General features: G+C 53.4%; 17 protein-coding genes and 1 other annotated feature. Of the genes, 16 read left to right on the forward strand and 1 reads right to left on the reverse strand.

Translation table 11 applies throughout. The annotated features are described in order from the left end of the window. Nucleotides 1-9: 9 nt before the first annotated feature. From D7Z26_RS08740 to D7Z26_RS08755, 4 genes are all read left to right on the forward strand, one after another. Nucleotides 10-795 (forward strand): YlmH family RNA-binding protein, encoded by a 786-nt coding sequence (locus D7Z26_RS08740; protein WP_120975902.1) that lies wholly within the window; start codon nucleotides 10-12, stop codon nucleotides 793-795. A gap of 83 nt (nucleotides 796-878) precedes the next feature. After that, nucleotides 879-1364 carry a DivIVA domain-containing protein gene (locus D7Z26_RS08745; RefSeq protein ID WP_120975904.1) on the forward strand — a complete coding sequence of 162 codons (486 nt, stop codon included), beginning with the start codon at nucleotides 879-881 and terminating at the stop codon, nucleotides 1362-1364. Nucleotides 1365-1459: 95 nt separating this feature from the next. Then, nucleotides 1460-1768: a binding site (T-box leader), on the forward strand. Between the two features lie 44 nt (nucleotides 1769-1812). Next, on the forward strand, nucleotides 1813-4899 hold the full coding sequence (ileS, locus tag D7Z26_RS08750) for an isoleucine--tRNA ligase (protein WP_120975906.1): 3087 nt from the start codon (nucleotides 1813-1815) through the stop codon (nucleotides 4897-4899). A gap of 160 nt (nucleotides 4900-5059) precedes the next feature. Continuing rightward, nucleotides 5060-5461: a DUF5665 domain-containing protein gene (locus tag D7Z26_RS08755; protein WP_120975908.1), complete on the forward strand. Its 402-nt coding sequence runs from the start codon at nucleotides 5060-5062 to the stop codon at nucleotides 5459-5461. A 76-nt stretch (nucleotides 5462-5537) separates the two neighbouring features. On the opposite strand, the gene D7Z26_RS08760 is transcribed toward D7Z26_RS08755, so the two are convergent. Continuing rightward, nucleotides 5538-6272, reverse strand: a complete 735-nt coding sequence (locus D7Z26_RS08760; RefSeq protein WP_120975910.1) for a TraR/DksA C4-type zinc finger protein — start codon at nucleotides 6270-6272, stop codon at nucleotides 5538-5540. A 183-nt stretch (nucleotides 6273-6455) separates the two neighbouring features. Between D7Z26_RS08760 and lspA the strand changes: the two genes are divergently transcribed. The 12 genes from lspA to D7Z26_RS08820 all read left to right on the forward strand — a co-directional run bounded on the left by lspA (nucleotide 6456) and on the right by D7Z26_RS08820 (nucleotide 20103). Further along, a complete protein-coding gene (gene lspA / locus D7Z26_RS08765; RefSeq protein WP_120975912.1) occupies nucleotides 6456-6986 on the forward strand; it encodes a signal peptidase II in 531 nt (176 codons plus the stop codon). Continuing rightward, complete coding sequence (locus D7Z26_RS08770) at nucleotides 6952-7932, forward strand: RluA family pseudouridine synthase (protein WP_407643497.1); 981 nt, start codon at nucleotides 6952-6954, stop codon at nucleotides 7930-7932. The genes lspA and D7Z26_RS08770 overlap by 35 nt, the downstream gene beginning before the upstream one ends. A gap of 139 nt (nucleotides 7933-8071) precedes the next feature. Beyond that, nucleotides 8072-9325, forward strand: a complete 1254-nt coding sequence (locus tag D7Z26_RS08775; RefSeq protein WP_120975916.1) for an LL-diaminopimelate aminotransferase — start codon at nucleotides 8072-8074, stop codon at nucleotides 9323-9325. A 280-nt stretch (nucleotides 9326-9605) separates the two neighbouring features. Next, nucleotides 9606-10166: a bifunctional pyr operon transcriptional regulator/uracil phosphoribosyltransferase PyrR gene (pyrR, locus tag D7Z26_RS08780; RefSeq protein WP_120976541.1), complete on the forward strand. Its 561-nt coding sequence runs from the start codon at nucleotides 9606-9608 to the stop codon at nucleotides 10164-10166. A 40-nt stretch (nucleotides 10167-10206) separates the two neighbouring features. Next, complete coding sequence (locus D7Z26_RS08785) at nucleotides 10207-11508, forward strand: dihydroorotase (protein WP_120975918.1); 1302 nt, start codon at nucleotides 10207-10209, stop codon at nucleotides 11506-11508. 12 nt (nucleotides 11509-11520) lie between these two features. Then, the gene (gene carA / locus D7Z26_RS08790) at nucleotides 11521-12666 is read left to right on the forward strand and encodes a glutamine-hydrolyzing carbamoyl-phosphate synthase small subunit (protein WP_120975920.1); all 1146 of its coding nucleotides are present in this window, start codon (nucleotides 11521-11523) and stop codon (nucleotides 12664-12666) included. Then, on the forward strand, nucleotides 12653-15871 hold the full coding sequence (gene carB, locus D7Z26_RS08795; protein WP_120975922.1) for a carbamoyl-phosphate synthase large subunit: 3219 nt from the start codon (nucleotides 12653-12655) through the stop codon (nucleotides 15869-15871). The genes carA and carB overlap by 14 nt, the downstream gene beginning before the upstream one ends. Before the next feature lie 78 nt (nucleotides 15872-15949). Continuing rightward, a complete protein-coding gene (gene pyrF, locus D7Z26_RS08800) occupies nucleotides 15950-16687 on the forward strand; it encodes an orotidine-5'-phosphate decarboxylase (protein ID WP_120975924.1) in 738 nt (245 codons plus the stop codon). Further along, on the forward strand, nucleotides 16687-17334 hold the full coding sequence (gene pyrE, locus D7Z26_RS08805; protein WP_120975926.1) for an orotate phosphoribosyltransferase: 648 nt from the start codon (nucleotides 16687-16689) through the stop codon (nucleotides 17332-17334). The genes pyrF and pyrE overlap by 1 nt, the downstream gene beginning before the upstream one ends. A gap of 126 nt (nucleotides 17335-17460) precedes the next feature. Beyond that, entirely contained in the window at nucleotides 17461-17865 is a 405-nt protein-coding gene (locus D7Z26_RS08810) for a hypothetical protein (protein ID WP_147423841.1), read from the forward strand. Nucleotides 17866-18053: 188 nt separating this feature from the next. Beyond that, nucleotides 18054-18983 carry an ABC transporter ATP-binding protein gene (locus D7Z26_RS08815; RefSeq protein ID WP_120976543.1) on the forward strand — a complete coding sequence of 310 codons (930 nt, stop codon included), beginning with the start codon at nucleotides 18054-18056 and terminating at the stop codon, nucleotides 18981-18983. A gap of 1 nt (nucleotide 18984) precedes the next feature. Beyond that, nucleotides 18985-20103, forward strand: a complete 1119-nt coding sequence (locus D7Z26_RS08820; RefSeq protein ID WP_120975930.1) for an ABC transporter permease — start codon at nucleotides 18985-18987, stop codon at nucleotides 20101-20103. Nucleotides 20104-20484 lie beyond the last annotated feature (381 nt).

The raw sequence follows: 20484 nt of genomic DNA on the forward strand, positions 1-20484 counted from the left end.
AGGATACTTATGTCGCATAAAGAGATATACGAGCACTTTCACCCGGATGAAAAAGCATTCGTGGATCGCGCCTGGGAATGGGTCGAACGAGCCGCAGAACGTCATGAGACGAAGCTGACGGATTTTCTCGACCCGCGCCAGGCGCATATTTTATTTTCGTTAGCCAACCGTCATCCCGACGCCCAAGTGCTGTTGAACGGCGGAAGCGCCGGCGCGGAACGCCAGAGGGCGATTATCGCACCGGACTATAAGCCGTTGGATGACGAGGATATCGGGATCGACGTTCTGGAAATCACGTCGGACGACCGGCGCATATCCGAGCTTGATCATGGCGATTACTTGGGAGCGCTTCTCGGTCTCGGAATTAAACGGGAGAAAATCGGGGATTTGCACGTAACCGATGACGGCTGCCACGCGCTTATCGTCAAAGGAATAGGCGATTTTCTGATCGGACATATGAAGCAGGCCCATAGGGTCGACGTGACCGTCTCCGTGCTCCCGCTGTCCGCGTTGCGGGTCGTGAAGCCCGAGATGGAAGAACAAGTGCTCTCGGTAGCTTCGTTACGCCTAGATGGCGTAGCCAGCGACGTGTTCCGGTTAAGCCGGACGAAAATACTCGCGCCGATCAAGGCGGGACGATGCCGGGTAAGCTGGAAACCCGTAGAGGATCCATCCCATGCGCTCAAACAGGGAGACGTCGTTTCGATGAAGGGATTCGGGAGATTTAAGGTGCTTGAAGTCGAAGGAATGTCGAAAAGCGGCAGAATTCGGGTGAGAGTCGGTAAATTTGTGTAGAATCATTGCAGGATTTTTCGTGCCTCCGTCGAATTCACTCAGTGAACAAGCTTCTTGGAAATCATGACTTAGGAGGTGCGCCAATGCCATTGACGCCATTGGATATTCATAACAAAGAATTTGCTCGCCGACTTCGCGGATACGACGAAGATCAAGTAAACGAATTCCTCGATCAGATTATCAAAGATTACGAAGCGATGATCCGCGAGAATAAAGAGCTGCAAAATATGGTGGCTGCTTCGCAGGACAAGCTGGGGCATTTCTCCAATATCGAAGAAACGCTGAGCAAGACGATTATCGTCGCTCAAGAAGCTGCCGACGAGTTGAGAGGCAACGCGAAGAAGGAAGCGCAGTTGATCGTGAAGGAAGCGGAGAAAAACGCCGATCGCATCATTAACGACGCTTTGTCCAAATCCCGCAAAGTCGCGCTCGAAGTCGAGGAGCTGAAGAAGCAAGCGACGATCTATCGCGCTCGTTTCCGCGCCTTGATCGAGACCCAGATGGAGCTCTTGACCCAAGACGGATGGGATACGCTGGAAAACCGCGAGCCAAGAGGAATCGAAGCTTAAAAGATCCTTCGGGATCTTTTTTTGCTATCAGCGAGCAGCGGAGTTTGACAAATGCCGCGGCAAAAAGTATAACAAGGATATACGAAATTTACATCTTCAAGTCGCAGACGGGAATGAGTAAGCGCGCGTCCGAAGTCCAGAGAGTTGGCGGTTGCTGCGAGCCAACGAGAAGAGCGTGCCGAATATCCTCCCCGAGATGCCTTGCCGAATTCCGTCGACTGGATAATCGATCCGAACGGATAATAAGCGAAGCCGGATGTCCACCGTTACAGGGAACGCGCACTAAGCCAGGAAACGGGAATTTTCCCGCCGCCTGTAGGTGCGTTGCGAGTTGTCGCCGCCTTCCCACGATCGGAAGCGTTGGCGGAACAAGGGTGGTAACGCGAGCTAACCTCGTCCCTTTATTAGGGACGGGGTTTTTATTATGGAATTGAAAGGATGAGGAACGATGCAGCGCGTCGACGTCAAGGAAAAGGCAAGATCCCGCGAGCAGCGGATATTGGAACAATGGAGACAAGAGGATACGTTCCGCAAATCGATCGAGAACCGCGAAGGCAAGCCGAACTTCGTGTTCTACGAAGGCCCCCCTACAGCTAATGGAAAACCGCATATCGGGCACGTCTTAGGCCGCGTAATCAAGGACTTCGTCAGCCGCTATAAAACGATGTCCGGTTACCGCGTCATCCGCAAAGCCGGATGGGATACCCATGGATTGCCGGTCGAACTCGGCGTCGAAAAACAGCTGGGCATATCCGGCAAGCAAGAGATCGAGAACTATGGCGTGGAGTCTTTTATCAAAAAGTGCAAGGAAAGCGTGTTCGAATACGAGCGTCAGTGGCGCGAATTGACGGAAGCGATCGCCTACTGGACCGATCTGGACGATCCTTATATTACTTTGGACAACAATTATATCCAAAGCGTATGGCACGTGCTCGCGACGATTCACGATAAAGGTTTGTTATATCGCGGTCATCGCGTGAGTCCGTATTGCCCATGCTGCCAGACGACGCTAAGCTCCCATGAAGTCGCCCAAGGCTACGAAGACGTGAAAGACTTGACAGCGACGGCGAAATTCAAGCTGAAGGAAAACGGCGAATTCGTACTCGCTTGGACGACGACGCCTTGGACTTTACCCGCGAACGTAGCGCTAGCCGTTAACCCGAATATCGAATACGCGCGAGTCCGCCAAGAAGGCGAAACTTACATCGTCGCTTCGGCCTTGACCGAGAAAGTCATGAAAGGCGAATACGAGACGCTGGGTACGGTAAAAGGACAGGATCTCGTCGGGTTGACTTATGAGCCGCTATTCCCTTACGTGAAGGTAGACAACGCTTATCGCATCATCGACGCGGAATACGTTACCGATTCCAGCGGAACGGGGATCGTCCATATTTCCCCGGCCCACGGGGAAGACGATTACCGCGTAGCCCGCCAGCATAACATTCCGATGCTGATGGTCGTGAACAACGAAGGCAAATATATGGCCGAGGTAACGGATCTGGCAGGCCGTTTCGTGAAGGATTGCGATATCGACATCGTCAAGATGCTGTCGGAGCGCGGGCTGCTGTTCCATAAAGAGAGAATGGAACATAGCTATCCGTTCTGCTGGCGTTGCAAAACGCCGCTGCTCTATTACGCGACGGAAAGCTGGTTCATCAAGACGACCGCCGTCAAAGATCAATTGATCGAGAACAATAAAACGATCCAGTGGTACCCGGAGCATTTGCGGGATGGCCGCTTCGGGAAGTTCCTCGAAGATCTGGTCGACTGGAACATCAGCCGCAACCGTTACTGGGGTACGCCACTAAACGTATGGACCTGCGAATCGTGCGGCAAGGAAAAATCCCCGCACAGCATCGCCGAGCTTCGCGCGCTAGCGGTCGAGGACGTTCCGGAAACGATCGAATTGCATAAGCCTTACGTGGATGCCATTCACTTGCGATGCGAATGCGGCGGGGTCATGAACCGCGCTTCCGAAGTCATCGACGTCTGGTTCGACAGCGGATCGATGCCGTTCGCGCAATACTTCCATCCATTCGGTGACGAAGCGAAATTCCAGGAGCAATATCCGGCGGACTTTATTTGCGAAGGCATCGATCAAACCCGCGGTTGGTTCTTCAGCTTGCTAGCGGTATCGACGTTGTACAACGGCAAATCGCCTTATAAGTCTGTCATCTCTACCGGGCACGTCTTAGACGAGAACGGGCAAAAAATGAGCAAATCCAAAGGCAACGTCATCGACCCTTGGGAGATCATCGACGAGTTCGGGACGGATGCGTTCCGCTGGTCGTTGCTCGCGGATAGCGCGCCTTGGAATAGCAAACGTTTCTCCAAAGGCATCGTAGCCGAAGCCAAATCCAAGGTCGTAGATACATTAGTTAATACGCATGCATTCTACGCGCTGTACGCTTCGATCGACGGTTACGTCCCGTCCGAGCACGCGAAGGTGAATTCCGACAACAAGTTGGACCGTTGGATCCTTTCCCGTTTGAATTCCTTAATCGCGGACGTCGCGAAGGGGCTGGAAGCTAACGACTTCCTGAATCCGGCCAAAGGTATCGAAACGTTCATCGACGAGCTATCGAACTGGTACGTTCGCCGTTCTCGCGACCGTTTCTGGGGAAGCGGGCTTACGGACGACAAGCTTGCGGCCTATCAAACGTTGGGTGAAGTTCTGCTCTCCTTGTCCAAGCTTATCGCTCCTTACGCACCGTTCGTATCCGAAGATATTTACGGTAATCTCGGCGGCGAAGGCAGCGTTCATCTCGCTGATTTCCCGCAATCCGACTCCTCGGCGATCGATTCCGGGTTGGAAAGAGAAATGGGCGCGGTGCGCAATATGGTCGAATTGGCGCGCAATATCCGCAACGAATCGAGCTTGAAGACGCGCCAGCCGCTATCCGAGCTGCTAGTTTCCTTAAGCGAGAGCTTCGGACTAGAGGGTTACGAGGATATCGTCAAGGACGAGATCAACGTGAAGAAAATCACGGTCGTAAACGACGACGGAGGCTTCGTTAACTTCAACCTGAAGCTGAACCTGAAGGTAGCGGGCAAAAAATACGGCAAAAACGTCGGTCCGATCCAAAACGCGTTCAAAGGAATGTCCAGCGAGGAAACCCGGAATGTCGTCCATTCCGGCAAATTCGACTTCGTGACTCCGGAAGGAGAAGCCTTGACGGTCGATCTCGAGGAAATCCTGGTCGAGAAAGAAGCGAAAACAGGCTTTGCATCGGCAACCGGAAGCGGCCTTACGGTTGCGCTGAACACCGAAATCACGCCGGAACTCGAGCAAGAGGGCTGGGTTCGCGAAGTGATCCGCGCGGTACAGGATACGCGGAAGAAGCTTGACTTGCCGATCGAGAAACGAATCGATCTCGTTCTCGACGTCGACGCCGATCTGGAAGCCGCATTACGCGCTTTCGATCACGTGCTGAGGGAAAACGTGCTAGTTAACGATGTATCCTTCGGACGCGCTGCAGGAGCGGAATCCGTGCAAGCGGGTGAGAAGACGATCGGAGTCGCGATCTTGGCATAAGCATAAATAACGCGGCTTAAAGCGAAACCTAATAAAGAAATCGAAAGAACGAGCTCTTCCCCCGGTTGGACGGTTATGCCGAATCCCCCGGGAGAGCTCGTTTTGTTTTCGGTTGGCAAAGGGTATGTATAGGAAAAGACGCCTGAAGGGGTGTGCGGCAATGGGCGACAATTCCAAACGTAGAAATCCGAGCGGACGCATCGTCAACAAAAAACCGAAAGTCCCCGCGAACTCTCCGGAGCGGCTTGCCGACGAAGCGAGAGAAATCAGAGGTACGCTCACTTACGTGACCGAAACGCTGGAAAGAATATCGCTCGACTTGGAAAAATCGAGGATTAAGGATTACGTCAATTTATCGCAACATCCATGGTCGCTGATCTGGAGAAACGTCGTCGCCGGATTGGCACGAGGCGTCGGCATCACGATCGGATTTACTTTTTTCGCGGCGACCATCGTGTACGTTCTGCAATTTCTTGGAGCGCTGAACTTGCCGATCGTAGGGGATTATATCGCCGATATCGTACGAATCGTTCAAAGGCAATTGGAAATAAATCCTCATTAAGCCCACCGCCAATCGTAGAAGAGAATGGCAATGGGCTTGAAGAGGAGCGCTAAATCAAGCTGAAAATCAAGCTAATTCAAAATTCGTCCATGACTTCGTCGGGCTCCAATAGAGGATCGCCTTCGTGGTTCGCCATGTATTTGTGGTAGGCGCGGTTGCGCACGACCGTAACATTGTGACCTGTAATATCCGTCGCAAGGAAGCTTTCGAGAGGTTCGACGAATCCGTCGTTCTCATCTGCTTCGATGGCCATGGCATCGTAGTCGGAAACGTTGTTTCCTTCGGCCATGGCAGGACTGTTCGACGTTCCCCACGACTCGACGATCTGCCAGGCATCCTCGCCGTCGAAGCCGTTCTGGCCTTCCCGCTCATCCAGACTGGTGCGACCGAAGGGAGGAGTAAGAAACTCTTCTTCGACCGGCCTGTTATTCGAGGTTTCCTGGCGGGGTTCATGCTCCAAACAATAAATCGCCGTCGGGAGGGCTTCCAACCGTTCGATCGGAATAAACTTGCCGCACGCGACACAATGCCCGTATTCGCCGGTATCCATCCGCTGTAATGCGGCATCGACGCGTTCCAGCCGGAAAGCTTCTTTCTCCAGAAGTGCAATATCCTTGCTTCGTTCGAACATTTCGGTCCCGGCGTCGCCGGGGTGGTTATCTATCCCGGAGAGCTCGCCCGTAGAGTCGCGAAAAGATGCGGCAAGGCCGAAGTGTCCATTGTCGTTTACCCGTTCCTCCAATTCGCTCCGCTCTTGCAATAATCTTCTTCTGAGCGCCTGGATCCTTTCCTGATTGATCGGAATCGTCATAATGCCCACTCCTCTCATCGATTGAATGCTTGTAGTTTACTCATGGGAATCGGGTTTTACGTGTTCTTATCGGAGGACAAGTATGGGGGTTCTGTCGTTTTTTACTTGCGCCTCGTGGACGGTGCTTGGCGCAATGTGATAAAATCAACACGCAGGAGAAACGGACGAGAGGCGGATAAACGGATGCAACGTCGAATTTGGCCAGTATGGGCCTATTATGTGGTAGCTATTGTTGTTTTTCTAATCGATTACGTGAGCAAAAAAATCGTTAGTCACAATATCGAGCAGGATAAGGAAAGGATTTCGGTGCTGGGCGATTTCTTTATTATTTCCCATATCCGCAACAGGGGCGCCGCTTTCGGCATGCTGCAGGAGCAGCGTTGGTTTTTCCTCATCATTACGGTTGTCGTCGTAGTGGGCATATTATGGTACTTGCACCGCTCGTACCGCACGGGAAGCATGCTGCTGATGTTCGCGCTGTCCATGATATTGGGCGGTGCCGTAGGTAACTTCTTGGATCGCGCGCTATTCGGCGAGGTAGTGGATTTCTTGCAACTCAACTTTGGTTCTTACACGTTTCCGATATTCAACCTTGCCGACTCCGCGATTTGCATCGGTGTCGCGCTCGTGATATTGGATGCGCTGCTGGCCATGAAACAGGAGAATAAAACGAATGGCAATGGTGAACAACCCCGAGAACAACAATCCGTCTGAACTAGCGGAGCAAGAAGACGTCGATGGACGCTTCGAATGGCAAATAGAGAATGAACAATCCGGCGAACGTCTGGACAAGCATTTAGCTGAAGCGTTAGCGGACAAATCCGTTTCCCGCTCTCAAGCGCAGGAATGGATCCGAACGGGCGCGATAACGGTTAACGGCAATGTCGTAAAACCGAATACCAAGCTAGCTGCGGGCGATCGCATCGTGGTCGTTTTACCGGAGCCCGAGCCGCTGGAAGCTTTACCGGAAAATATCCCGCTGGAAGTCGTATTCGAAGACAGCGATGTCATCGTTATCAATAAACCCCGCGGCATGGTCGTACATCCCGCGGCGGGCCATCCGAGCGGCACGGTCGTAAACGCGCTGCTGCATCATTGCAAAGACCTATCCGGAATTAACGGCGTCATGAGGCCGGGCATCGTGCACCGGATCGACAAGGACACATCCGGCTTGCTAATGGTCGCGAAGAACGATTTGGCTCACACCTCGTTAGCCGAGCAATTGAAGGAACATACGGTCACGCGCAAATACTCGGCTCTCGTATACGGCGTGATGCAGCATGACAAAGGAACGATAGACGCGCCGATCGGACGCGCGAATCACGATCGCAAGCTTTATGTCGTCACCGAAAAGAACAGCAAACACGCGATTACCCACTTTGCGGTCACGGAGCGGTTCGACGAATACACTTTGCTTGAATTGAAGCTCCAAACGGGACGTACGCATCAAATTCGCGTTCACATGAAGTACATCGGATTCCCGCTTGTCGGAGATCCGGTATACGGAGGGAAGAGCGGAAGAACGCTGGGAATGAACGGACAAGCGCTGCATGCAGGCATCCTAGGTTTCGTTCATCCGCGAAGCGGAGAGTACATGGAATTCACGGTACCGATCCCGGAAGATATGGAACATGCATTGAACATCTTAAAAACGCGTTAAACTCGAGATCGCCGCCGGATATCCGCGCGGCGATTTCTGCAAATGATGTGCGTAAAAATCCATGGTGATAAAAGTTCGTTTCCGTCATAGTTTGAGACATAGTCCATAAATCTTAGGATTTCTTAAGGAGTGTCTAGACGTGAGCGTGGAACAATACCAATCGACCTTCATTCAAGAGCAATTCGCAAGCCGAATCGGCGGAGCCGACTACGGCAAAGATACGAACATCTATAAATTCGAGAAAATCAAAAGAGCTAAAGCGGCCGCGCGCAAAGCGCACCCGGACGTTGAGCTGATCGATATGGGCGTAGGCGAGCCAGACGAAATGGCGGACGCGGGCATCGTCGCGAAGCTGGCCGAAGAAGCGGCCAAGCCCGAGAACCGCGGCTACGCGGACAATGGGATCGCGGAATTTAAGGAAGCCGCGGCCAAATATTTAAAGGAAGTGTTCTCCGTCGACGGAATCGATGCGGAGACGGAAGTGTTGCACACGATCGGCTCCAAGCCCGCGCTTGCCATGTTGCCTTCGGTATTTATCAACCCGGGCGACGTAACGATTATGACGGTGCCAGGCTACCCGGTAATGGGCACGCACACGAAATACCTCGGCGGCGAAGTGTACAATATCAAGCTGACGAAGGAAAACAACTTCCTTCCCGACATCGACGCCATTCCGGAGGACATCGCGCGCCGCGCGAAATTGCTTTACTTGAACTATCCGAATAACCCTACGGGCGCCGCGGCTACGGTCGAGTTTTTCGAGCGGGTCGTCGCCTGGGCCAAAAAATACAACGTCGTCGTCGTGCACGATGCTCCTTACGCCGCTCTTACTTATGACGGCGCCAAACCGTTCAGCTTCTTGTCCGTACCGGGAGCGAAAGACGTGGGAGTGGAATTGCACTCTCTGTCCAAGTCTTACAACATGACGGGCTGGAGGATCGGCTTCATCGCCGGCAACCCGCTTATCGTTAAAGCTTTCGGGGACGTGAAGGATAACAACGACTCCGGCCAATTTATCGCCATCCAGAAAGCGGCTGCTTTCGGTCTCGCCAACCCGCAAATAACCGAAGAGATCTCGGCCAAATATTCACGCCGCCACAACATGCTTGTCGCCGCATTGAACGAAATCGGCTTTCAAGCGGAAAAACCGAAAGGCTCCTTCTTCCTTTACGTCGAAGCGCCGAAAGGCATCGTAGGCGGCCAACGCTTCGAATCCGCCGAGGATTTCTCGCAGTATTTGATCCGCGAGAAATTGATCTCCACCGTGCCATGGGAAGACGCTGGCAAATTCGTTCGCTTCTCCGTTACGTTTATCGCTCAAGGCGAGGCCGAAGAAGCGCGCGTAATCGACGAAATTAAACGCCGTTTAACGGACGTCCAATTCGAATTTTAATCGGGAAAAATCAGCTCGAATTCCTTGACACTTCATGTCGAACATGGGATAATCATTGTTAATGAATGGGTACCTTTAACTCAGTCCTGAGAGACTGGCAAGGTGGCGCAGAGTTGACACATATCCAGGTTGTACGATTGATCATGTCCCGCAGCATCTCTATGCGCTTTGGACAGGTTTCTCGGCGTACGCCTGTCGATATCCTCAATTGACTGAATCCTCCTTGCGTATGACGCAAGGAGGTTTTTTTGTGCAAGTAACGCGTGAAGGAGGGATCGAGATGTTGGACTCCCGCGTCATCATGGATGAATCCGCCATCAGGCGGGCGCTTACCCGGATCGCTCACGAGATGGTGGAGAAGAACAAAGGTATTCAAGGCTGCGTGCTGATCGGCATTCGGACGAGGGGGGTCTATCTCGCTCGCCGCGTGGCGGAGCGCATCTTCGATATCGAAGGACATCCGATCTCCGTAGGCGAGTTGGATATTACTCGCTACCGCGACGATCGTCCGACTTCCGCGGAGGCCGCGGGCGGCTTGCCGGACGAAGAGCTCAAGCTTCTGGTCAAAGACAAACGGATCATCCTGGTCGACGACGTGCTCTACACCGGGCGAACGATTCGCGCCGCGCTGGATGCTTTGATGGACTGCGGGAGGCCGCAATCGATCCAACTGGCCGTACTCGTGGATCGAGGCCATCGCGAGCTTCCGATCAGGCCCGATTACGTGGGCAAGAACGTACCGACCTCTCGGCACGAGAAGATCGACGTTTCGCTGAGCGAGATCGACGACGGCGACTGCGTTACGATCCTGCATCCAAGAGAAGCGGAAATCGGAAGATAACGTCACGGCTTACACAACAGCAGAGGAGGCAACGGTTAATATGGCTACATGGATCGTAAACGCCAAAAGATTAAATCCGGAAACCGGCGAATCCGAGCTTGCGCACGTTCGCGTGGACAACGGAGTGATCGCCGAATGGCGCCAGGGAACTTTGCCAGAAACGGCGGGTGCACAAGTCATCGATGCGAAGGGCAAGCTAATTGCGCCTGGGTTGATCGATATGCACGTGCACTTGCGCGAGCCGGGATTCGAATATAAGGAAACGATAGCAAGCGGAACGGAGTCGGCGGCCAAAGGCGGATTCACGACGATCGCTCCGATGCCGAACACGCGCCCGGTCATGGATACGCCGGAGACGATCCGGTTCGTACTGGACAAAGCGGCGACCGAAGGCGTAGTCAGGGTTCTTCCTTACGCGGCGATCACGAAGAACGAGCTCGGCCGCGATCTGACCGACTTCCCCGCTCTGAAAGAAGCCGGAGCGATCGGTTTTACGGATGACGGCGTCGGCGTGCAAAACGCGCAAATGATGAAGAACGCGATGGCGTTGGCCAAGTCGCTAGACATGCCGATTATCGCCCATTGCGAAGACGATTCGCTCGTCGAAGGCGCGGCGGTGTCGGAAGGCGAATTTTCCCGCAAGCACGGGCTTAAGGGGATTCCGAACGAATCCGAAGCGATCCATGTCGGCAGGGATATATTGCTGTCGGAGGCGACCGGGGTTCATTACCACATCTGCCACGTCAGCACCGAACAGTCGATCAGGCTGATCCGCCTTGGCAAGTCCGTAGGCGTTCGCGTAACCGCCGAAGTGTGCCCGCATCATCTGCTTCTATCGGACGAACACATTCCGGACAGCATGGACGCCAATTGGAAAATGAATCCTCCGCTTCGTACGCCGAAAGACGTTGAAGCCTGCATCGCGGCGTTGGAAGACGGAACGATCGACATGATCGTAACCGACCACGCTCCGCACAGCGAAGAAGAGAAAGCGCGCGGCATGGAGAGAGCGCCGTTCGGAATCGTCGGCTTCGAGACGGCTTTCCCGCTGCTTTATACGAAATTCGTCCGCACGGGACGCTGGAGCTTGGACTTCTTGCTCCGGAGAATGACCAGCGATCCGGCAAGGGTTTTCCGCTTGCCTTATGGCAATATCGATACCGGCGCACCCGCCGATCTTATACTTATCGACTTGGATAACGAACGGGAAGTCGATCCCGCTACGTTCCTCACGAAAGGTCGCAACACTCCGTTTACGGGCTGGAAGCTGCATGGCTGGCCGGCGCTTACGATGGTTGGCGGCAAGGTTGTATGGACAGAAGAGAACGGCATTAACCGCTAAGGAGTGATTGGGATGCAAGCAAGATTATTGTTGGAAGACGGCACGTTGTTCACGGGCCAAAGTTTCGGCGCTGAAGGCGGATCCGTCGGTGAAGTGGTGTTCAACACCGGAATCACCGGCTATCAGGAAGTATTGTCCGACCCGTCCTACTGCGGACAGATCGTTACGATGACGTTCCCGCTGATCGGGAACTACGGCATTAACCGCGATGACTTCGAAAGCATTCGCCCCTATATCCACGGCTTCGTGGTTCGTCGCCACGAGACGGTGCCTAGCAACTGGAGGGCGCAATATACGATCGACCAATTGTTGAAAGAATACGGCATTATCGGAATCAGCGATATCGATACGCGCATGCTCACTCGTATTCTCCGCCAGCACGGCACGATGAAAGGCGTTCTGTCGACAGGCAACGAGCGCGTGGAAGAGCTCAAAGAACGTCTTGACGCTTCTTCCCTGCTTCGGGATCAAGTAGCCCGCACGTCGACGAAGACGCTGTTCTCCAGCCCCGGCGAGAAAGAACGCATCGTGCTGATCGATTACGGCGCGAAGAGCGGCATTCTGCGCGAGCTGACGAAACGCGGTTGCGACGTCGTCGTCGTGCCTCAAGATACGAAGGCGGAAGACATTCGCAAGCTTTCTCCGGACGGCATTCAGTTGTCCAACGGCCCTGGGGATCCGAAAGACGTGCCTCATGCGGTCAATACGATCCGCGAGCTGCTCGGCGAATATCCGATCTTCGGCATCTGCCTCGGACACCAACTATTCGCGCTCGCTTGCGGAGCGGATACCGGCAAGTTGAAGTTCGGCCACCGCGGCGGAAACCATCCGGTTAAAGAATTGGAATCCGGACGTTGCTTCATCACTTCCCAGAACCATGGCTACACGGTCGTCGAGGAATCGATTGCCGGAACGGAACTGGAAGTGACGCATATCAACAACAACGATAAAACGATCGAAGGTTTGAAGCATAAGCGTTATCCGGCCTTCACGGTTCAATACCACCCGGAAGCGGCTCCGGGGCCTTACGACAATAGCTACTTATTCGATCGCTTCCTGCAAATGATTCGCGACAACAAGATCGCCAACCCGGAACGTCCACGCCAAGCGCAATTGTCGGAGACGCTGAGAGGAGAGCTGCAATATGCCCAGAAATAATGACCTCAAGAAAATTCTCGTAATCGGCTCCGGACCTATCGTCATCGGGCAAGCGGCGGAATTCGACTATGCGGGAACTCAAGCCTGCCAAGCCTTAAAAGAAGAAGGCATCGAAGTCGTGCTGATCAACAGCAATCCGGCTACGATCATGACCGATACGAATATCGCGGATAAAGTATATATCGAACCGATTAACCTGGAGTTCGTCTCCCAAATCATTCGCCAAGAGCGACCGGACGGATTGTTGCCTACGCTCGGCGGACAAACGGGCCTGAATATGGCCGTAGAACTCGCTCGCGCGGGCGTCCTGCAGCAAGAAAACGTGAAACTGCTCGGTACGCAATTGGATGCGATCGAGCGTGCCGAAGACCGCGACCTGTTCCGCGAATTAATGCGCGAGTTGGAGCAACCGGTACCGGAAAGCGACATCGTTACGACGGTCGAAGCGGCGGTTGATTTCGCGAACGGACTGGGTTACCCGGTCATCGTTCGTCCGGCGTACACGCTGGGCGGTACGGGCGGCGGCATCGTCGCCAACGAAGAAGAGCTGCGCGAAACCGTCGCGAACGGAATTCGTTATAGCCCGATCGGCCAGTGCCTGATCGAGAGATCGATCGCCGGCATGAAAGAAGTCGAGTATGAAGTCATGCGGGACGCGAACGACAACTGCATCGTCGTCTGCAACATGGAGAACTTCGACCCCGTCGGCGTTCATACCGGCGACAGCATCGTCGTGGCGCCAAGCCAAACGTTGTCCGACCGCGAGTACCAAATGCTTCGTTCGGCTTCGCTCAAAATCATTCGCGCCCTTAACATCGAGGGCGGCTGTAACGTGCAATTCGCGCTTGATCCGCAAAGCTATCAATATTACGTCATCGAAGTTAACCCGCGCGTTAGCCGCTCGTCGGCGCTCGCATCCAAAGCGACAGGCTATCCGATCGCGAAGATGGCCGCTAAGATCGCCGTCGGCTACACGCTGGACGAGATCGTTAACCCGGTTACCGGACAAACATATGCATGCTTCGAGCCGACGCTCGATTATATCGTGTCGAAAATCCCTCGCTGGCCGTTCGACAAATTCACGTCCGCGAACCGCAAGCTCGGCACGCAGATGAAAGCGACCGGAGAAGTCATGGCCATCGGCCGCACGTTCGAAGAATCGATCCATAAAGCCGTGCGCTCATTGGAAATCGGCGTTCACCGCATTTATCTCAAGGGCGCGAACGAGCTGTCCAACGAGATTCTGACGGCGCGTCTGGTTAAACCCGACGACGAGCGGATCTTCCTCGTCGCCGAAGCTTTCCGCCGCGGTTGGACGCTGCAGCATATCCAAGATCTTACGAACATCGATTGGTGGTTCTTGGATAAGATCGAGCGTATCGTTCAATTCGAAGACGTCATTCGCCGCGAACCGGCGTTGACGCCCGAAACCTTGTACAAAGCGAAGAGAAACGGGTTCACGGACCGTGCCATCGCCGAATTGCGCAACGAAGGTCATCCGAACAGCGCTCTGACGAAGGAAGCGGACGTACGCGCTCATCGTCTGGCTCAGGGACTTAAGCCGGTCTACAAGATGGTAGATACATGCGCCGCGGAATTCGAAGCGACGACGCCATATTATTACTCGACTTACGAGACGGAGAACGAAGTCATTCCAAGCGCGAAGGAAAAAATCATCGTGCTCGGTTCAGGTCCGATCCGGATCGGCCAAGGGATCGAATTCGATTACTCGACCGTACACGCGGTATGGGCGATCCGCAATGCCGGATACGAAGCCGTCATCATCAATAACAACCCGGAGACGGTATCCACCGACTTCAGCACTTCCGACCGTCTATACTTCGAGCCATTGTTCTTCGAAGACGTTATGAACGTCATCGAAGAAGAGAAGCCAATCGGCGTTATCGTACAATTCGGCGGACAAACGGCGATCAACCTGGCTGCTCCGCTCTCCAAAGCGGGCGTACGCATCCTTGGAACGTCCCTGGAGAGCATCGACGAAGCCGAGAACCGCAAGAAGTTCGAAGCTTTGCTTAGCAAGTTGAGCATTCCGCAACCGAAAGGTACGACTGTTACTTCCGTAGGAGAAGCAGTAGGCGCGGCGCAAGAACTCGGATATCCGGTTCTCGTTCGTCCTTCTTACGTACTCGGCGGTCGGGCGATGGAAATCGTGTACTCCGACGAAGAACTGCTCGCTTATATGGAAATCGCCGTGACGATCAATCCGGAGCATCCCGTACTGATCGACCGCTACATGCTGGGCAAGGAAATCGAAGTAGATGCGATCTGCGATGGCGAAACGGTCCTTATTCCTGGCATCATGGAACACGTAGAACGCGCAGGGGTACACTCCGGCGACTCCATCGCCGTGTATCCTCCGCAATCGTTATCCGACGATATCAAGCAACAAGCGATCGATATTACGATCAAGATCGCCAAAGAACTGAAAACGATCGGGCTCGTGAATATCCAGTTCGTCGTATGGCAAGAAAAAGTGTACGTGATCGAGGTTAACCCTCGTTCGTCGCGTACGGTTCCGTTCTTGAGCAAAGTTACGAAAATTCCGATGGCGAACTTGGCAACCCAAGCGATCCTAGGTAAAAAGTTAACCGAACTCGGTTACCAAGAGGGTCTCTGGCCGGAAGACGATTTCGTCTCGGTCAAAGTTCCGGTGTTCTCCTTCGCCAAGCTTCGCCGCGTAGACCCGACGTTGACTCCGGAAATGAAATCGACGGGCGAGGTCATGGGACGAGATCGTTATTATGCGAAGGCTCTCTACAAAGGATTGGTCGGTTCCGGAATGAAAATTCCGAACTCGGGAGCTATCATCGCCACCGTCGCCGATAAAGACAAGGATGAAGCGATCCAAATCCTGAAAGGCTTCTATGCCCTCGGTTACAAACTGATGGCTACGGGCGGAACGGCGGATGCGCTGGAAGCGGCAGGACTTAAAGTGCGCCGCATCAACAAACTATCCGACGGATCGCCGAACATTCTTGACTTGATTCGCACGGGCCAAGCGCAATTCGTCGTCAATACGCTGACGAAAGGCAAGGAGCCAGAGCGCGACGGCTTCCGCATTCGCCGCGAAGCGGTCGAGAACGGCGTCGTGTGCCTGACATCGCTAGATACGGTAAACGCGCTGCTCAACATGCTGCAAGCGCTCCGCTTCTCCAGCGAGCCGATGCCCGCATTCCAAGCTTAATCGATGAAAGCCGCCCGGTCCCCGAGCAACGAGGGGATCGGGCTTCTATATGAACATGAACCGATAGGAGGCAAAACCATGTCAGTATTGAGTCGCGTAGAAGCCGCTAGCAAAATTATGGTTGCGCTTGACAAGCCCGATGCCGCCGCGGCGTTGGCGCTTGCCGATCGACTTCAAGGGTCGGGGATTTGGGTGAAGGTAGGCATGGAGCTGTTCTTCGCCGCCGGGCCATCCATCGTTCGCGAACTGAAATCTCGCGGATTCCGTATTTTCCTCGACTTGAAGATGCATGATATTCCGAACACCGTCCGAGGCGGTGCTCGCAGTATTACGCGGCTGGGCGTGGACCTGTTTAATGTTCATGGAGCTGGCGGCCTCGCGATGATGAGGGCGGCTGCGGAAGGCGTACGGGAAGCGGTTGAAGCAGGGGGAGCGCAACAAGCTCCGATCGTAATCGCCGTTACGCAGCTGACGAGCACGAGTCAATTCGTATTGAACGAGCAGATCGGCATTGCAGGTTCGATAGAACAAGCAGTCGTACGATATGCCGGACTGGCGAAAGAAGCCGGGCTTCAAGGCGTCGTCGCATCCCCTCTTGAGGTCGCGGCGATCAAAGCTGCATGCGGAACCGGGTTTATAACGGTTACGCCCGGCATACGCCCCAAAGGCTCCGACGCAGGCGATCAAACCCGTATCACGACGCCGAGCGAAGCGGTCGGAATCGGCACCGACTATCTCGTTATCGGGCGTCCGATTACCGCGGCGAACGACCCGGCGACAGCGCTGGATAATATTTTGAAGGAGATGACCGAATAATGAGTAAATTAAGCTTGGAACAATTGCCGGCCGAGATCGCTGGCAACCTATTGGAGATCGGAGCGGTAAATCTTAGGCCTAACGAGCCCTTTACTTGGACTTCCGGTATCATTTCCCCCATTTATTGCGACAACCGCCTGACGATGAGCTTCCCGGCTATCCGCGATGCGATCGCCGAAGGCTTCGCTGCCGTAATTCGCGAGCATTTCCCCGATACCGAAGTCATAGCGGGAACCGCAACGGCGGGTATTCCCCATGCTGCCTGGGTCGCGCAAAAGCTCAACCTCCCTATGGCTTACATTCGCGATAAGGCCAAAGGTCACGGGAAACAAAACCAAATCGAGGGGCTTATCAAAGAAGGACAGAAAGTCGTCGTGATCGAGGACTTGATTTCTACGGGCGGCAGCTCGCTCAAGGCGGCACTTGCGGTCATCGAAGCAGGAGGAGACGTTCAGAGCGTTCTGGCGATATTCACCTACCAATTCGCCAAAGCGGAGGAAGCGTTCCGGGAAGAAGGAATCGAGCTGCGGACGTTGTCCAATTACTCGGCTCTGGTCGACGAAGCTCTTCGCAGAGGGGCAATCAGCGCTTCCGACGTTAGCCTCTTGCAATCATGGCGAGAAGATCCTCTAGCTTTCGGTAAGTAAGGCAGTAAGGCCAATAATAAGACCGTTCTCGTAACAGGGGACGGTTTTTTAATGTATAAATTATAATGAAATATTCGAAGACCTATGCTAATATTGGTGCAATGGAACCAGAGAAGGGGTCTTCTTATGTCATATGAACTATTAGTGGCCCACTGCCCGGAATGCGGCAATGTTTTTCAGAAAAACGTTCGTAACCTTTGTACTAACTGCTCTATTCTCGTGGACGATCAAATGTCGGCAATCGAAAAGTACTTGCTGCGAGACCGTATGGCAACAACCCAACAATTGGCTGCCGGCGTTTCGTTGTCCGTCCAGAAAGTCCGATCATGGATCAGAAAAGGCAAACTCAAAATATACGATTATCCTAACCTGACGGATCAATGCGACCTTTGTTCTTCCGAGATCCGGAAGGGTCATCTATGTCCGTCATGCGCATCGCGAATCAACGAGGACATTGCTCGAACGTTCGAGCGCGAGCGTATCATGAAAGAGCGATTGAGAGCCGAGAACAACTACAGATACAAAAAATAGATTTATGTAAGAATTAAGAGGTTATCCCGCAGCGTCACTGCAGCAGGGATGGCCTCTTATATTATTTTCCGACATCTCTCGGTCTTAAGACCGAGGCGAAAAGCATGCGCAAGACCGTCGAGGCTTTAAGCCTCTTCGGTTACAATGTGATTGTTAAGTCAGGTCTGGAAAATAAAGGAGAGGAATTTATGTCCTTATTAGAAGCGAGAAACTTGAAGAAATCTTTCGGAACGGTTAAAGCGGTGGACGGAATCAGCTTTTCCGTCGAGGCGGGCGAGGTGTTCACGATTATCGGTCCCAACGGCGCCGGGAAAACGACGACTCTCGAGATGGTCGAAGGTTTGCAACCGCCGGATGGAGGGTCGATTTCCATCGCGGGGTTAACTTGGGATAAAGACGCGTTTGCCATTAAGCTCATGATCGGCGTTCAACCTCAGTCTGGCGCGATGTTCGACTTGCTGACGGTGAAAGAAAATTTGGAGCTGTTCGCTTCTTTCTATCCTAAGCCTAAGAGTACGGAAGAAGTGCTGGAGATGATCAACTTAAGCGACCATCGGAGCAAGAGAGTGAAGTCGCTTTCCGGAGGACAGCGTCAAAGGCTTGCGATCGGGCTCGCGATGATCAGCGATCCCAGTATTATTTTCTTGGATGAACCGACTACGGGTTTGGACCCTCAAGCTCGCCGCAATATATGGGACATCGTTCTCAAACTGAAGGAGCTTGGCAAGACGACGATCTTGACGACGCATTACATGGAAGAAGCGGAGAAGCTGAGCGATCGGGTATGCATCGTAGATCAAGGGCGTATCGTGACGTTGGATACCCCTGCCGCGTTAATTGAGCGGCTTACTAAAGAACGAGAAGTACGTCTGACGTTCCAGGATGGGGAAGAAGCGGCTAAGGAAACGGAACGGATGGCGATGGGAGAGTCGACCGTCGTTCGGACGCTTCGGGAAGGCTCTTCATTAAAGCTTTGGTCGGTTCAGCCCGAGGAAACGCTGTATGGCTTGTTCGGATTTACGAAGGAGCAAGGTTATAGAGTGGAACAGGTATCGATTCGGGAAATGAGCTTGGAAGACGTATTCATCGCCTTCACCGGCAAGGAATGGAGGGATTAAGATGAGCAAGAGCAAGCAGCTAGGCAAGCTGTTCGGAGCGCAGATCAAGATGATGTTTCGAGAGAAACAGGTTTGGTTCTGGAATTTATTTTTCCCTATTATTTTGATGGTGCTGTTCATGATCATATTCGGGGGCGGCGGCAGTAAGGAATTCAAGGCGGATATCGCCGTCGTCAAGCCGAGCGCGAACGCTACGGCCGACATGTTGGAGGATCATCTTCGCCAGGTTCCGGTGTTCAAGTGGAAGTCGGATCAGCCGGTCAGCCAGGAGCAGGCGGATACCTGGATCAAGGATAAAGACGTCGAGGCGGTAATCGTGCTTCCCGCGACGGAGGACGCGACGGCAGTCAAACTGATCGTAAATAAAGAAAACGAGAAGAGTGCCACTACGCAAGCCATATCGGGCATACTGGACCAGTTCATCCAACAAACGAATTTCTCCGTTGCCGGCGTTCAACCGACCTTTAAGTTAAATATGGATTCTATCTCCAACGGAAACGATGATTTAAGCTATGTGGACTTCCTCATGACGGGTATGATCGCGTTATCGATCGCGCAAGGCGGATTGTTCGGCATGGTGGAAATGGTGGAGATGCGGCGAAAAGGGCTGCTTAGAAGGTTGAGACTAACTCCGGTGAAAATGGGGCTGTACGGTGTCGCAGGGATGCTCGTACGTTTCGTCCTCGCCTTCGTGCAAATCTGCATTTTATCGGCAATCGGAATATTCGGTTTCGGGGCACATCTTCACGTCGACATCCCGACGCTCGTAATCGCATTTTTCGTAGGAGCTCTAGCATTTAATGCGCTTGGCTATTTATTCTCGTCATTCAGCAAAACTTTGGAAGCTTACATGGGAGTGGCGAACATCGCGAGTTTCCTGATGATGTTCCTAAGCGGGATATTTTTCCCGACGAACGGTTTTCCCGATTGGCTGCAACCGGTGTCGAAAGTGCTGCCTCTCACGTATTTCGTCAACGGAATGAGGGATGGAATGGTATACGGCAACGGAATCGGTACGGGAGAGTTTTGGATGGGGATCGGTATATTAGGCGCATGGGGAGCCGTCGCTTTCCTGGTTGCGGCTATGATCTATCGTAATGGGAAAGTGGAAGTTCGATAGACATGTAAAAAGAGGGGCTGTCTTGACGCGATAATCGCGTTTGCGTCAGCCCCTTTTCGCTATCTATGTCCATAATCCCCTTCGCTCAGGGTGACTCGCTGATCCTCTCTTTTCGAATCGCTATGTCCATAATCCCCTTCGCTCAGGGTGACTCGTTGATCCTCTCTTTTCGAATCGCTATATCCATTATCCCCTTTGCTCAGGGTGACTCGTTGATCCTCTCTTTTCGAATCGCTATGTCCATTATCCCCGTCGTTCAGGAGGGTTCTGTTATTCATCGTAAAGTCCCCTGCCCGATGTAACCACAATCGACCTGAGCGAGCGGGATAATGGCGATAGCAATACGGTTATAGGCTTATCAACGAAACTGAGCCACGGGGA

Origin of the sequence: Cohnella endophytica (assembly GCF_003628305.1) — a bacterium.
GTDB classification, from domain to species: domain Bacteria; phylum Bacillota; class Bacilli; order Paenibacillales; family Paenibacillaceae; genus Cohnella; species Cohnella endophytica.

What these genes read in the sequence shown, in the direction of transcription:
- D7Z26_RS08740 (WP_120975902.1), top strand. Translation starts at nt 10, where the DNA reads ATGTCGCATAAAGAGATATACGAGCACTTTCACCCGGATGAAAAAGCA.
- D7Z26_RS08745 (WP_120975904.1), top strand. Translation starts at nt 879, where the DNA reads ATGCCATTGACGCCATTGGATATTCATAACAAAGAATTTGCTCGCCGA.
- ileS (WP_120975906.1), top strand. Translation starts at nt 1,813, where the DNA reads ATGCAGCGCGTCGACGTCAAGGAAAAGGCAAGATCCCGCGAGCAGCGG.
- D7Z26_RS08755 (WP_120975908.1), top strand. Translation starts at nt 5,060, where the DNA reads ATGGGCGACAATTCCAAACGTAGAAATCCGAGCGGACGCATCGTCAAC.
- D7Z26_RS08760 (WP_120975910.1), bottom strand. Translation starts at nt 6,272, where the DNA reads ATGACGATTCCGATCAATCAGGAAAGGATCCAGGCGCTCAGAAGAAGA.
- lspA (WP_120975912.1), top strand. Translation starts at nt 6,456, where the DNA reads ATGCAACGTCGAATTTGGCCAGTATGGGCCTATTATGTGGTAGCTATT.
- D7Z26_RS08770 (WP_407643497.1), top strand. Translation starts at nt 6,952, where the DNA reads ATGGTGAACAACCCCGAGAACAACAATCCGTCTGAACTAGCGGAGCAA.
- pyrR (WP_120976541.1), top strand. Translation starts at nt 9,606, where the DNA reads ATGTTGGACTCCCGCGTCATCATGGATGAATCCGCCATCAGGCGGGCG.
- D7Z26_RS08785 (WP_120975918.1), top strand. Translation starts at nt 10,207, where the DNA reads ATGGCTACATGGATCGTAAACGCCAAAAGATTAAATCCGGAAACCGGC.
- carA (WP_120975920.1), top strand. Translation starts at nt 11,521, where the DNA reads ATGCAAGCAAGATTATTGTTGGAAGACGGCACGTTGTTCACGGGCCAA.
- carB (WP_120975922.1), top strand. Translation starts at nt 12,653, where the DNA reads ATGCCCAGAAATAATGACCTCAAGAAAATTCTCGTAATCGGCTCCGGA.
- pyrF (WP_120975924.1), top strand. Translation starts at nt 15,950, where the DNA reads ATGTCAGTATTGAGTCGCGTAGAAGCCGCTAGCAAAATTATGGTTGCG.
- pyrE (WP_120975926.1), top strand. Translation starts at nt 16,687, where the DNA reads ATGAGTAAATTAAGCTTGGAACAATTGCCGGCCGAGATCGCTGGCAAC.
- D7Z26_RS08810 (WP_147423841.1), top strand. Translation starts at nt 17,461, where the DNA reads ATGTCATATGAACTATTAGTGGCCCACTGCCCGGAATGCGGCAATGTT.
- D7Z26_RS08815 (WP_120976543.1), top strand. Translation starts at nt 18,054, where the DNA reads ATGTCCTTATTAGAAGCGAGAAACTTGAAGAAATCTTTCGGAACGGTT.
- D7Z26_RS08820 (WP_120975930.1), top strand. Translation starts at nt 18,985, where the DNA reads ATGAGCAAGAGCAAGCAGCTAGGCAAGCTGTTCGGAGCGCAGATCAAG.